Raw genomic sequence first — 13,494 nt, forward strand, 5'->3', positions numbered from 1 at the left:
ATTTCATTGAGTTATAAGCAAAAATCAATAGATTACCAAGTAAGGCACACCACCTAATATGACAACGTCACCAACAATTTATAATGGATCAACCTTCAAGCAAGACACTGCATGACGGAAACTTCCCTCCATCAATGGCCGGGTCTTAGCACATTCAGGATCTGCCATTGGACAACGTGTACGGAAAACACAACCTGATGGCGGATTAATCGGTGACGGTAATTCCCCCTCCAGTAACTCAATATGCTTATTTCGTTCTTTATCCGGATCAGGCACCGGCACTGCCGACATCAATGCTTTGGTATAAGGGTGCTGTGGATTATGATAAACCTCATCATAAGTACCCAATTCCACCGCATGCCCAAGATACATCACCAATACACGGTCAGATATGTGCTTAACCACCGCAAGATCATGGGCGATAAAAATCAGCGACAGCCCCATTTCCCGTTGTAATTCCTGCAACAGGTTCACTACCTGAGCCTGAATGGATACATCAAGTGCAGATACCGGCTCATCACAAATCACCAATTTAGGTTCAAGAATAAGCGCACGGGCAATGCCGATACGTTGACACTGACCGCCAGAGAATTCGTGCGGGTAACGGTTAATCAGATTCGGCAGCAATCCAACCTTCATCATCATTGCTTTTACCCGGTCCTTGATTTCCAGCTCTTTCATCTTGGGATGATAAGTACGCAGTGGCTCTGCAATAATATCGCCAATCGTCATTCGCGGGTTCAGAGATGCTAATGGATCCTGGAATATCATCTGGATATCGCTGCGAATATTCCGCCACTGTTTATCATTCATATCCAGCAGGCTTCTTCCCAACCAAGTTACTGAACCACCAGAAGACTTGACCAATCCGATAATTGCACGAGCAAAAGTCGATTTACCACAACCAGATTCACCAACCACACCAAGGGTTTCCCCTTCGTATAACCTTAATGTAACGCCATCAACCGCTTTCAGGGTTTTTGCTGGTTGCCAAAACCATTGTTTGCCATCTTTGATATCAAAGTGAACTTTCAGATCGGCCACTTCCAGCAACACGCGTCTTTCTTCAATCGGACTCATACCAATTCTCCCGGCGCTTTAAAACAAGCTCGCAAACGCCCATTGTCAAATGCCTCTAGCTTTGGTTCACAATCTACGCAATGGTCTACTGCAAACTGACAGCGGGGCTGGAACGGACACCCTTTCGGCAACCGTATTAAATTAGGCGGATTCCCAGGAATTGTCGTCAATGACTCTTCATCACCATCAAGACGAGGTACAGCATTAAGAAGGCCAATAGAATAAGGATGTGTTGGTTGATAAAACACTTCGCGAGCCGTGCCATATTCCATAGTCCTCCCAGCATACATCACCAGCACTTTGTCACAAATACCGGCAACTACCCCCAAATCGTGGGTAATCATAATAATCGCGGTATTAAATTCCTGTTTCAGTTCATTCAGCAGAGTCATAATCTGTGCCTGAACCGTAACATCAAGTGCGGTTGTCGGCTCATCAGCAATCAACAATTTTGGCCGGCATAACAATGCCATTGCAATCATCACGCGCTGACGCATTCCACCAGAAAACTCATGAGGGTACATGCTCATACGTTTACGCGCTTCCGGCATTTTGACGGCATCCAACATCCGAATCGATTCAAGATATGCTTCACTTTTACTCATACGTTTATGCAACATTAATACTTCTGTGAGCTGATCACCAATGCGCATATAGGGATTGAGAGAGGTCATTGGGTCCTGAAATATCATTGATATTTCTTCCGCTCTCATGCGGTTAAGTTCTTTCTCTTCCAAGTTAAGAATTTCCCTGCCATTAAAAATAGCAGAGCCGCCAATCGTACCGTTTCTGGCAAGCAATCCCATCAGAGCAAAAGCGGTCTGTGATTTCCCAGAACCAGATTCACCGACAATTCCCAGTGTCTCCCCTGCCCGTAAATCAAAATTCAGCTTGTTCACCGCGGTAACATCCCCATCCGGGGTACTAAAAGTCACGTCCAAATCTTTAACAACTAACAACGGCTCAGAACTTTTCTGGTTTTTAACGCTGTTCATGTTACCTCCTTAACGATCTTTCGGATCGAGGGCATCACGCAGGCCATCGCCGATAAAGTTAAAACAAAACAGTGTCACCACCAAAAAACCGGCAGGAAACATCAGCAACCATGGGGAAACTTCCATCGAATTCGCACCATCACTTAACAATGCTCCCCAACTGCTTAATGGCTCCTGAGTTCCCAATCCTAGAAAGCTCAAAAATGATTCAAACAGAATCATGCTTGGAACTAATAAAGATGCATAAACCACCACCACACCCAATACGTTAGGGACAATATGGCGTAACACGATGTAACGGGTTGGCACTCCACACACCAGCGCCGCTTCAATAAACTCCTTACGTCTCAGGCTCAGTGTCTGACCACGGACAATACGCGCCATATCAAGCCATGACACCATGCCAATCGCGACAAATATCAGCAAAATGTTCTGTCCAAAGACGGTCACCAGCAGGATCACAAAGAACATGAATGGGAATGAGTTCAGAATTTCCAGCAGACGCATCATCACTGAGTCTATTTTTCCACCCAGATAACCGGATAATGACCCATACAAAGTTCCAACGACTACGGCAACCAAGGCTGCGGCAATCCCAACCATCAATGAAATGCGCCCACCAATAGCAACACGTACCAGTAAATCACGGCCAGAGGAATCAGTACCGAAATAGTGACCTGATTCAAACTCAGGTGGCATAGACATCATAGCCCAGTCAGTATCATCGTAAGTAAACTGGGCCAGCATCGGGGCCAAAATCACAAACAAAGTAATCAACGATAACAAGCACAAACTGGCAATCGCTGCCCGGTTGTGAATAAAACGACGTCGTGCATCCTGCCACAAACTGCGGCCTTCAATTTCCAGTTGCTCAGAGAAATTTTCCAGAGCTTCGCTATTTTGTTTATTGACTATCATTGCGCGCTCCAATCTTAATAACGGATCTTCGGATCGATGACGGCATACAACACATCAACAATCGCATTAAACAGAATAGTCAGGCCACCAACCAAAATCGTCAGGCTTAATACCAATGAATAGTCACGGTTCAACGCTCCATTAACAAATAACTGCCCTATTCCCGGTAAACCAAAGATCGTTTCAATCACCATTGAGCCGGTGATGATACCGACAAAAGCAGGCCCCATATAAGAGATGACCGGCAATAATGCAGGTTTTAAGGCATGGCGGAATATAATGATACGTAATGGCAACCCCTTGGCACGTGCAGTACGGATAAAATTAGAGTGCAGTACTTCTATCATCGAACCACGGGTGATACGCGAGATACTGGCAATATAGGCCAAAGACAGTGCTACCATGGGCAAGATCATAAATTTTGGCGCTCCGCCATTCCACCCCCCTCCCGGTAACCATTTAAGGTGAATGGCGAACCCCAGCACCAATAACGGCGCCACAACAAAGCTTGGGATAACAACCCCCGTCATGGCGAATCCCATCACGGTATAATCCCACTTTGTGTTCTGGTTAAGTGCAGCAATAACCCCGGCGCTGACCCCCAGCACAACCGCCATAATAAATGCCGATGCACCTAATTTAGCCGATACCGGAAATGCCGTCGCGACCAGATCGTTAACTGTGTAGTCCTTATATTTAAAAGAAGGTCCAAAATCCCCTTTGGAAAGCTGGATTAAGTAATCAAAATATTGCTTATACATGGGGTCATTCAGATGATATTTCGCTTCAATATTCGCCATCACTTCTGGTGGCAATTTCCGCTCACCGGTAAATGGGCTGCCTGGCGCTAGCCGCATCATGAAAAACGAAATAGTGATAAGAATAAAAAGTGTCGGGATCGCCTCTAAACAACGGCGTAAAATAAATTTAAGCATCGCCCGTTCCTATGTGTTGGCCCTAAACCCTGGCCTTAAAATAATCTGACACTAAGGCAGCCCTTGCCGGGCCGCCCTGCAACTATTAGTGTTTGATAATATAAAAATCTTTGGTGTGTAGATTATCCAAAGGATCTTTCCCTGTATAACCACCAACATAGGGCTTCACTAACCGGGTATTCACATAGTAATAAAGGGGAACAATGGCTGAATCTTTATCTAGCTGTGCTTCTGCCTTTTGATAAACGGCCGCACGCTCATCATCAGTTTTTACTTGCAGGGATTCTTTCATCAGCTTATCAAATTCACTGTTCTTATAATGAGAGGTGTTATTACTGCTGTAAGAAAGTAACATATTAAGGAATGAAGAAGGTTCATTGTAATCGGCACACCAGGCAGCACGGGCTACATCGTAATTGCCCTGATGTCGGGTATCAAGGAAGGTTTTCCACTCCTGATTTTCCAAACGAACATCAACACCTAAATTCTTCTTCCAGACCGAAGCTATTGCGATGGCAATTTTTTTATGTAGATCGGAGGTATTGTAAAGCAAGTTAAATTTCAATGGATTATCTTTAGTATAACCCGCTTCAGCCAGTAATTTTTTGGCTTCCTGGTTACGTTTTTCCTGGTTCCACTCAGTAAACCACGCTGGTTTTACCTCTTTCATACCATCAGTAAACGGCGGTGTAAAACCGTAAGCAGGGATATCACCCTGTGCTTTGACTTTATTGGTCACAATGTCTTGGTCCATAGCCAATTTTAATGCAGTACGGACGCGAGGATCATTAAATGGCGGTTTTTCGTTATTAATTTCGTAGTAATAAGTACATAACTGTGGGTTAATACGCAATTCGTTCGGAATTTCTTTTTTCAGTTTCTGAAACAGTTCAATCGGCAAATTAGTGTGGGTCATATCAATTTCACCACTGCGATAACGGTTTACATCTGTTACTTCTGAAGAAATTGGCAGGAAAGTGACCTGATCAATAACAGTATTTTTGTTATCCCAGTATGTTGGACTACGTTCCATCACAATACGTTCGTTGACCACCCAGTTTTTCAACTTGTAAGCGCCATTACCTACAAAATTCTGCGGCTGAGTCCACTTTTCGCTATATTTTTCCACCGTAGCTCTATTAACCGGCGACATTGAAGAGTGAGCCAAAAGCCTTGGCAGATAAGGAACCGCTTCACTCAATGTGAGCTGTAATGTATAGTCATCCAGTGCTTTTACACCCAGAGTATCCGGTTTCTTTTTGCCACTGATGATGTCATCAATATTCGTGATATGGGCATACTGGAGATAACTTTCATAAGGAGAAGCTGTATTAGGATCAGCCAAACGCTGCCAGCTGTAAACAAAATCATGAGCAGTGACAGGGTCACCATTAGACCACTTAGCATCTTTACGCATATGGAATGTCCAAACGGTAAAGTCTTTATTTTCCCAACTGGTTGCAGAACCCGGCAAAATTTCACCATACGGCCCAACGATTACAACACCTTCAAACAGATCACGGGCTAAATGTGATTCCGGCACCCCTTCAATCTTATGTGGGTCCAGCGATTGCGGCTCAGAGCCGTTATTACGGACTAACACCTGTTTATCAGCTAATTGAACACCATCTGGCACTTTTGCAGCAAATACCTGACTCGCCACTACCATACTTAGTACAGCACTGATGCTGACAGTAAGTAATTTATTCTTAGTTGTGTTTATCATCTTTTTCTACTCCAATTTTACATCGTCGGACTTTTTATCAGTCGACGGCCCAGAAATACGGGTCGGATTATCACCTGCATCCAAAAGGAACGATTTTGTTTGCAGGGCCAGTAACTCTTTTGAGTAAAACTAATGTCTAGTTTTTTATCATATACAGTCGCTTAATATCCATATAATCCAATGGGTCTTTCCCTGAAAACCCTCCCACTGATGGGCTAACAAGCCGTACACTCACTCGGTAATAAACGGGAATCAATACCGAGTCTTTATCAAGTTGAAATTCAGCTTGTTGGTATAATTTCTTACGCGCAGCCGCATCTTTAGCGACTAACGCCTGCTCCAGATAGCTATCGAAATTTTTATTCTGGTAGAAAGTCGTGTTATTACTGCTATGAGAAAGCAACATATTTAAAAACGCAGTAGGTTCATTGTAATCCGCACACCAAGTCGCTCTGGTAACCTCATAATTCCCTTGGTGGCGGCTTTCGAGAGAAGTTTTCCATTCCTGATTCTGTAAAATCACATCAGCTCCCAGATTCTTTTTCCACATAGAAGCGGCAGCAATAGCCTGCTGTTTATTTTGATCCGATGTGTTGTATAACAATGTGAATTTCAGCGGATTCTCCTGATTAAAACCCGCCTGCGCCAGTAATTCTCTGGCACGCTTATTGCGCTGTTCCTGTGTCCAGTCAGCCCACTCTGGTTTAGAAAAATCACCACCACCGATAAACGTTGGAGTAAAACCATCGGCCGGTATTTGCCCCTGCCCCATAATTTTTCCCGCAATAATCTCCCTGTCGAGAGTTAACTTAACGGCTTCACGAACTCTTACATCAGTAAACGGGGGTTTATTATTGTTAATTTCGTAATAGAACGTACAGAGATAAGGGCTGACGTGCATCTGATCAGGGATCTCTGTTTTCATTTTCCGATACAAATCCGGAGGGATAGCGCTGTTGGTGATATTTATTTCCCCACTACGGTAGCGGTTAACACCGCTGGTTTCGGACTGAAGTGGTAAAAGCGTCGCTTGCTCAATAATAGTCTTACCGTTATTCCAGTATTGTGGATTACGTTCAATCACAATCCGCTCATTCACCACCCACTCTTTCAACCGATACGCCCCATTGCCCACATAATTTTCTGGCAGCGTCCACTTATTACCCCATTTTTCGACCAGATCCTTTTTCACTGGTTTCATTGCCGTATGACTGAGCATATTGACGAAATAAGGCACGGGATGCGTCAGAGTAACCTGCAAACGATGATCATCCAGCGCTTTAACCCCCAACTGGTCAGGAGATTTTTTACCTTTCAGAACATCATCAATGTTTTCAACGTAAGCATATTGAAGATAACTGGCATAAGGTGAACCCACCTTTGGATCAGCTAATCGTTGCCAACTATACACAAAATCATGTGCAGTGACGGGTGTTCCATCACTCCATTTAGCATTATCACGCAGATAAAAAGTCCAGACCTTGTAATCCTGATTTTCCCAATGGCTCGCAACGCCCGGAACAGTCTCTCCCTCAGAACCCGTACTGACTAATCCTTCCAGGAGATTAAGAATAATGTTGGTTTCCGGCACACCTTCGACTTTATGTGGATCAAGTGAGGCAACTTCTGTGCCATTATTGATAATAATCTGCTGTTTATCCGCGAGTTTCACCCCCTCAGGAACTTCAGCGGCAAACACAGCCGTAACAGGAAATACCGATAATAAAAATATACAGGATACAAACTTATGTAATTTTAATTGTTTGATCTTCATTTTTTTACCTCCAGTTTGGTGAACCTGCTCATTCATTTCGCATATATCCTATAAAGGCCAGTACCTTCACATTATTTAGCTCAAAGTAACGGATTAAATATTAAAGGTGACTTATCATATCAATTGTTAAAATACCCTTCCCATATTGTAAAAACCATCCTTACAAACAACTTAATGCAATCTATTACATTAATTGATAAAACATCCCAAAAAACAACGTAACAAATTGATATATATCACTTTATTCACATTTCACTTAACTAAAATAGTAAACAAAGGTAGTCCATAGATGAAAATAAACATAATTTTAACAAATTGCAATCAATGCAAATTAAAAACCTACATTCATCACAAAACTACGGTGGAAGCAACCAGTTACAGATTGAACTAGCAGGTAAGAATAATTTAGAAAAATATTGGGTTATTTGTATAAAATTCAGGAAGTACCAGTAAAATAAGTGAGAAAATCCCATAAAACAGGCTTTATAATAAAAATGACAAGAATATTATAATTTGTAATTTGACTCGAAAAAAATCCGGCATCTTTTATCGTCAATCGTATCAGAGTAACCCTGGAAATAATGCTCTGATCCCTGTCACAATCAGTTCGATTCCCAAAGACATCAGTAGCAGCCCCATAATTCGGGTGATAACGTTGATGCCTGTTTGCCCAAGATATTTGACAACTAAAGGAGCTGATCGGAATAACAACCAACAGCAAAAAGCAAACAAAGCGCTGGTTAACACCAACCCAATAAAATTCTGCCACCCCTGATAGCGGGAACTCCAAACGATACAAGAGCTGATCGCCCCGGGGCCGGCCATTAACGGCAATGCCAGCGGCACAACACCAACACTCTCTCTAATGGCGGTTTCTGATTTTTCTTGCTTATTCTGTTTGTCTTCCCCAAGTTTACCGTTAATCATCGACATAGCGATGGTCACAACAAGGATCCCACCGGCAATACGGAAAGAGTCGATAGAAATGCCAAACATCCACAGTATCGAGTCACCCAGCAGCAAAGCTGTCCATAAAATGATGGCAACAGAAATATTGGCGATAAAATTAGTTCTATTGCGGGCAGCCTGAGCCTGGTAGTGAGTCATGCTGATAAAAACAGGCAAAATACCAACAGGATTGACGAGTGCGAACAACCCAACAAAAAACTTAATGTAACCAGGAAGATCCAACAGTAAATCACCCACGAACAACCCCTCTTGAGTTACGCAGTGTTAACGAAAATATTTTCATATGATTACTTACCCCAAAATCATAGAAAACTTAATTTTTTCTTTATTTTATACGGATGACATTCCGCTTTCCATCGACTGCGACTCATTTTTCAATTTAAAATGTCTTATATAACAAGTTGTTAACCTGACTTTTTCATTAGGTTACAAACTCAACCTGATTAACGCTTCTACCACCTCACCCAATCAACAATAGTGATCACTCACCTGAGCTGAGCTGAGCTGAAAGGAGTCAGCTTGGAATTTATATGATTAAGATCAATATTTATTTAATACCAAATGGTAATCTGTAGCCATCATAAAATCACCAAGCTAAATAGTCTGCAAAACACTTATTCTCTGATATTAAAAGATTTTTAATATTTTCCAGGAGTACCTCTTTATGACTGTAACTCATATTACTGAATTGAACGAGCTGGTTGCCCGGGTTAAAAAAGCACAACGTGAATTTGCCAACTTCTCTCAGGAGCAAGTTGACAAAATCTTCCGTGCCGCGGCCCTTGCAGCAGCAGACGCACGCATCCCTTTAGCAAAATTAGCCGTGGCGGAATCAGGGATGGGGATTGTCGAAGACAAAGTGATCAAAAACCATTTCGCTTCCGAATACATCTATAACGCTTATAAAGACGAGAAAACCTGTGGCATTTTGTCCGAAGACAAAACATTCGGCACCATCACTATCGCCGAACCTATTGGCTTAATCTGCGGTATCGTGCCAACGACTAACCCAACATCCACCGCTATTTTTAAGGCTCTAATCAGCCTGAAAACCCGTAACGGTATTATTTTCTCACCCCATCCACGCGCTAAAAAAGCAACGAATAAAGCAGCTGAATTGGTTCTGTGTGCTGCGGTTGAGGCTGGTGCGCCAAAAGATATTATTGGCTGGATTGATGAGCCGTCTGTTGAGCTTTCCAATGCATTGATGCACCACCAGGATATCAACCTGATCCTGGCGACTGGTGGCCCTAATATGGTCACAGCGGCATACAGCTCTGGTAAGCCGGCAATCGGCGTTGGTGCGGGTAACACACCGGTCGTCATCGACGAATCAGCGGATATTAAACGCGCGGTCGCCTCTATTTTGATGTCCAAAACTTTCGACAATGGTGTTATTTGTGCTTCAGAACAGTCCATTATCGTAGTGGATTCTGTTTATGATCAGGTGCGTAAACGTTTCTTTACTCATGGTGGTTATTTGTTACAGGGTAAGGAACTGAAAGCGGTTCAAGATATCATCCTGAAAAACGGTAACCTGAATGCGGAAATTGTTGGTCAACCCGCAACAAAAATTGCCGAAATGGCAGGCTTTCATGTTCCGGAAAGAACCAAGATCCTGATTGGAGAAGTCAATCTGATTGATAAAGCAGAGCCCTTTGCCCACGAAAAACTGTCGCCATTACTCGCAATGTATCGTGGTAACAATTTTGAAGATGCGGTAGAGAAAGCAGAAAAACTGGTTGAAATGGGGGGAATTGGGCACACATCCTGCCTGTATACCGACCAGGACAATCAAGCGGCACGAATCAAATACTTTGGCGACAAAATGAAAACAGCCCGTATTCTGGTGAATACACCCGCTTCTCAGGGGGGTATCGGTGATCTCTATAATTTCAAACTTGCCCCCTCTCTGACACTGGGCTGCGGTTCATGGGGAGGAAACTCCATCTCTGAAAACGTAGGGCCAAAACATCTTATCAACACCAAAACTGTGGCGAAAAGGGCAGAAAATATGCTGTGGCATAAACTTCCGAAATCAATTTACTTCCGCCGCGGTTCACTGCCTATCGCATTAGAGGAAGTCGCAACCGATGGTGCAAAACGCGCTTTCATCGTAACAGACCGTTTCTTATTCAATCATGGCTATGCTGACCAGGTCACTGATGTACTGAAATCCCACGGGATAGAAACCGAAGTTTTCTTTGAAGTTGAAGCAGACCCTACCCTAAGCATTGTTCGTAAGGGTGCGGAACAAATGCACTCATTCAAACCAGATATCATTATTGCCCTGGGTGGTGGTTCTCCAATGGATGCAGCCAAAATTATGTGGGTGATGTATGAACACCCTGAAACGCATTTCGAAGAATTAGCCCTGCGGTTTATGGATATCCGTAAACGTATCTACCGATTCCCCAAAATGGGGATTAAAGCGAAAATGGTAGCGATTACCACAACTTCCGGTACAGGCTCTGAAGTGACCCCCTTCGCCGTTGTCACTGATGATGCAACCGGTCAGAAATATCCACTGGCTGATTATGCTCTGACGCCGGATATAGCTATCGTTGATGCCAACTTGGTGATGAATCTGCCAAAATCACTGTGTGCTTTTGGTGGACTGGACGCAATCACCCATTCCCTGGAAGCTTACGTATCGGTCCTGGCAAACGAATACTCTGACGGACAAGCACTGCAAGCGCTAAAACTATTGAAAGAGTTCCTCCCAGCCAGCTATCACGAAGGCGCCACTAACCCAATCGCCCGTGAACGGGTTCATAATGCTGCCACTATTGCGGGTATTGCATTTGCTAATGCTTTCCTGGGGGTATGTCACTCTATGGCGCATAAATTGGGTTCTGAGTTCCATATTCCACATGGCCTTGCTAACGCACTGCTGATTTGTAACGTTATCCGCTATAACGCTAACGATAACCCAACCAAACAGACTGCATTCAGCCAATATGACCGCCCGCAAGCCCGCCGTCGTTATGCTGAAATTGCGGATCATCTTGGTTTGTCTGCGACCGTCGATCATACAGCGGCAAAAATCGAAAAACTGCTGGCATGGCTGGAAGAGATGAAATCGACACTGGGTATCCCGACATCTATCCGCGAAGCGGGTGTTCAGGAAGCCGACTTCCTGGCGAAAATTGATAAGTTATCTGAAGATGCCTTCGACGACCAATGTACTGGCGCTAACCCACGTTACCCTCTGATTTCTGAGCTGAAACAATTATTGCTGGATTCATTCTATGGACGTGAATTCACAGAAACAGAGGTAACACCAGAACCTCCGGAAAAAACAGCCTGTTAACTGATTTAAACCACTTAAAGGGGCCAATATAAGCCCCTTTAACTTTACCTCTGCCCCATTTTCCTCAATGTTAAGCCAAGCCCTCAAACGGCCTCAGGAAGCTTTACAACAGACAACAGTATAAATTGTATACTTATTTTCGTCTTTCCTTAGCCTTACTGATAGCATCCATATAGTGCTTACGGCAAACAGACACATATTTCTCATTGCCGCCAATATCAACCTGTTCGCCATCGTAAATGGCCACACCTTCACCATCAAAGCGTAATACACGGCTTGCCTTGCGCCCACAATGGCAGATAGTTTTCAGCTCAACCAGCTTATCCGCCCACGCCAGAAGATACTGACTACCACTAAAAAGCTCCCCGCTGAAATCCGTTCTCAGCCCATAGCAAAGAACCGGAATATCATCGTAGTCAGTCACTTTACATAGCTGTTCAACCTGCGCTTTTGTGAGGAACTGACACTCATCAATCAGCACACAATGCACTTTTTCCTGCCTATTTTCATTTCTGATTAACTCACCAATATCTGTCTGTTGGCTAAACAGATGTGCATCAGCAGATAATCCAATACGAGAGCTGACTTTTCCTTTTCCAAACCGGGTATCAATTTCTGCGGTAAAAATCAGCGTTCTCATCCCTCTCTCATTATAGTTATAAGAGGATTGCAACAGTGATGTCGATTTTCCGGCGTTCATTGCGGAATAATAAAAATAAAGTTGAGCCATCGGCCCTGCCTCTTAACAAAATTTATAAAGCCATATAGTCAGATGAGTTTACCATAAACTTTAGTGGTGATTATCCATCTCAGTAAGCTTTACCGATTGATATACAGAAATATTTAGCTTAGTGATGTCTTAATGATTCATGACCCTGATCACATCAAATGGGTAATAAAGCGCATTTGAACGACAAATGTTCATGTTTAAATTAAGAAATGAAAGCCAGACTGATTTGTTGCATATTGTATACAAATTAATAAGGCGCGTGACTTACACCCAGAAAATAGTCACAGAAAATCAACGATAACTCATGGATTAGTCATAAGTTTTTTTTAACTTAGTATTATTCTGCCTTAGCAGGTATGATAAGAAACAGTTAAAATTACTTACCGATTTAGTATATGCTTGGTTTATAAATTAGAGAGATAATCATGCTCCCTTTGTTAAAGGTACCTTGAACATGTTATTGTGGAATGACAATCAAAATAGCTGTATAAAAAGCGCTATATAACTTTTGTAAAGAAATTACGTTTAAAAAAAAAGAGTCATTTTATCCGAATATGAGAAATTGACTATTGCAGAAAATAAAATAGCATTCTATTATTATATCCACATCAGCCATCATCATTATAATTTGAGACCAGGACAATGAGCGATTTAAAAACCCTAAATAACATCCGTACTTTACGAGCTCAAGCAAGAGAATGTGAACTTGAGTTCTTAGAAGAAATACTTGAAAAACTGACCGTCGCTGTTGAAGAGCGCCGTGAAGAAGAAAGTCAGGTAAAAGCTGAATTAGAGGAACGTTCACGTAAATTGGAAGAAGTTCGTAAAATGATTCTTGAACAAGGAATTGATCCAAGCGAATTGCTTCAGACAATGAGCGCCGGCAAATCTGCTGGTAAAACAAAACGTCCTGCGCGTCCAGCTAAATACCAATATGTTGATACAAACGGTGAAACTAAAACCTGGACTGGTCAGGGACGTACACCTGCTGTTATCAAAAAAGCAATTGAAGACGAAGGAAAAACTCTGGAAAGCTTCTTACTGTAACATGTTG

General features: G+C 42.9%; 10 protein-coding genes. 2 read left to right on the top strand and 8 right to left on the bottom strand.

What is annotated here, in order from left to right; all coding sequences use genetic code 11:
* Positions 1-78: 78 nt before the first annotated feature.
* The 7 genes from oppF to LGZ99_RS00860 form a co-directional block, all read right to left on the bottom strand.
* Entirely contained in the window at positions 79-1,080 is a 1,002-nt protein-coding gene (gene oppF / locus LGZ99_RS00830) for a murein tripeptide/oligopeptide ABC transporter ATP binding protein OppF (RefSeq protein WP_021325323.1), read from the bottom strand.
* Positions 1,077-2,075, bottom strand: a complete 999-nt coding sequence (gene oppD, locus LGZ99_RS00835) for an ABC transporter ATP-binding protein (protein ID WP_036837108.1) — start codon at positions 2,073-2,075, stop codon at positions 1,077-1,079. Before oppD ends, oppF begins: the two co-directional genes overlap by 4 nt.
* A 9-nt stretch (positions 2,076-2,084) precedes the next feature.
* A complete protein-coding gene (oppC, locus tag LGZ99_RS00840) occupies positions 2,085-2,993 on the bottom strand; it encodes an oligopeptide ABC transporter permease OppC (RefSeq protein ID WP_021325325.1) in 909 nt (302 codons plus the stop codon).
* Between the two features lie 14 nt (positions 2,994-3,007).
* Positions 3,008-3,928: an oligopeptide ABC transporter permease OppB gene (gene oppB / locus LGZ99_RS00845; RefSeq protein ID WP_021325326.1), complete on the bottom strand. Its 921-nt coding sequence runs from the start codon at positions 3,926-3,928 to the stop codon at positions 3,008-3,010.
* Between the two features lie 85 nt (positions 3,929-4,013).
* Positions 4,014-5,654 carry an oligopeptide ABC transporter substrate-binding protein OppA gene (oppA, locus tag LGZ99_RS00850; RefSeq protein WP_036837106.1) on the bottom strand — a complete coding sequence of 547 codons (1,641 nt, stop codon included), beginning with the start codon at positions 5,652-5,654 and terminating at the stop codon, positions 4,014-4,016.
* 136 nt (positions 5,655-5,790) lie between these two features.
* Positions 5,791-7,428: an ABC transporter substrate-binding protein gene (locus tag LGZ99_RS00855; RefSeq protein WP_036837205.1), complete on the bottom strand. Its 1,638-nt coding sequence runs from the start codon at positions 7,426-7,428 to the stop codon at positions 5,791-5,793.
* Positions 7,429-7,989: 561 nt separating this feature from the next.
* On the bottom strand, positions 7,990-8,634 hold the full coding sequence (locus LGZ99_RS00860; protein WP_023045269.1) for a YchE family NAAT transporter: 645 nt from the start codon (positions 8,632-8,634) through the stop codon (positions 7,990-7,992).
* A gap of 427 nt (positions 8,635-9,061) precedes the next feature.
* Here LGZ99_RS00860 and adhE point away from each other — a divergent pair, with 427 nt between their 5' ends.
* Positions 9,062-11,710 carry a bifunctional acetaldehyde-CoA/alcohol dehydrogenase gene (gene adhE / locus LGZ99_RS00865; protein ID WP_036837104.1) on the top strand — a complete coding sequence of 883 codons (2,649 nt, stop codon included), beginning with the start codon at positions 9,062-9,064 and terminating at the stop codon, positions 11,708-11,710.
* A gap of 133 nt (positions 11,711-11,843) precedes the next feature.
* On the opposite strand, the gene LGZ99_RS00870 is transcribed toward adhE, so the two are convergent.
* On the bottom strand, positions 11,844-12,440 hold the full coding sequence (locus LGZ99_RS00870) for a thymidine kinase (RefSeq protein WP_036837103.1): 597 nt from the start codon (positions 12,438-12,440) through the stop codon (positions 11,844-11,846).
* Between the two features lie 642 nt (positions 12,441-13,082).
* Here LGZ99_RS00870 and hns point away from each other — a divergent pair.
* Positions 13,083-13,487 (top strand): histone-like nucleoid-structuring protein H-NS, encoded by a 405-nt coding sequence (hns, locus tag LGZ99_RS00875; RefSeq protein ID WP_021325507.1) that lies wholly within the window; start codon positions 13,083-13,085, stop codon positions 13,485-13,487.
* The last annotated feature ends 7 nt before the right edge of the window (positions 13,488-13,494 follow it).

The organism is Photorhabdus temperata (assembly GCF_025384845.1).
GTDB classification, from domain to species: domain Bacteria; phylum Pseudomonadota; class Gammaproteobacteria; order Enterobacterales; family Enterobacteriaceae; genus Photorhabdus; species Photorhabdus temperata.

Excerpts from the sequence above, each read along its gene's own strand:
- LGZ99_RS00870 (WP_036837103.1), bottom strand. The coding sequence starts at position 12,440 with ATGGCTCAACTTTATTTTTATTATTCCGCAATGAACGCCGGAAAATCG.
- oppC (WP_021325325.1), bottom strand. The coding sequence starts at position 2,993 with ATGATAGTCAATAAACAAAATAGCGAAGCTCTGGAAAATTTCTCTGAG.
- adhE (WP_036837104.1), top strand. The coding sequence starts at position 9,062 with ATGACTGTAACTCATATTACTGAATTGAACGAGCTGGTTGCCCGGGTT.
- oppA (WP_036837106.1), bottom strand. The coding sequence starts at position 5,654 with ATGATAAACACAACTAAGAATAAATTACTTACTGTCAGCATCAGTGCT.
- oppF (WP_021325323.1), bottom strand. The coding sequence starts at position 1,080 with ATGAGTCCGATTGAAGAAAGACGCGTGTTGCTGGAAGTGGCCGATCTG.
- LGZ99_RS00855 (WP_036837205.1), bottom strand. The coding sequence starts at position 7,428 with ATGAAGATCAAACAATTAAAATTACATAAGTTTGTATCCTGTATATTT.
- hns (WP_021325507.1), top strand. The coding sequence starts at position 13,083 with ATGAGCGATTTAAAAACCCTAAATAACATCCGTACTTTACGAGCTCAA.
- oppD (WP_036837108.1), bottom strand. The coding sequence starts at position 2,075 with ATGAACAGCGTTAAAAACCAGAAAAGTTCTGAGCCGTTGTTAGTTGTT.
- oppB (WP_021325326.1), bottom strand. The coding sequence starts at position 3,928 with ATGCTTAAATTTATTTTACGCCGTTGTTTAGAGGCGATCCCGACACTT.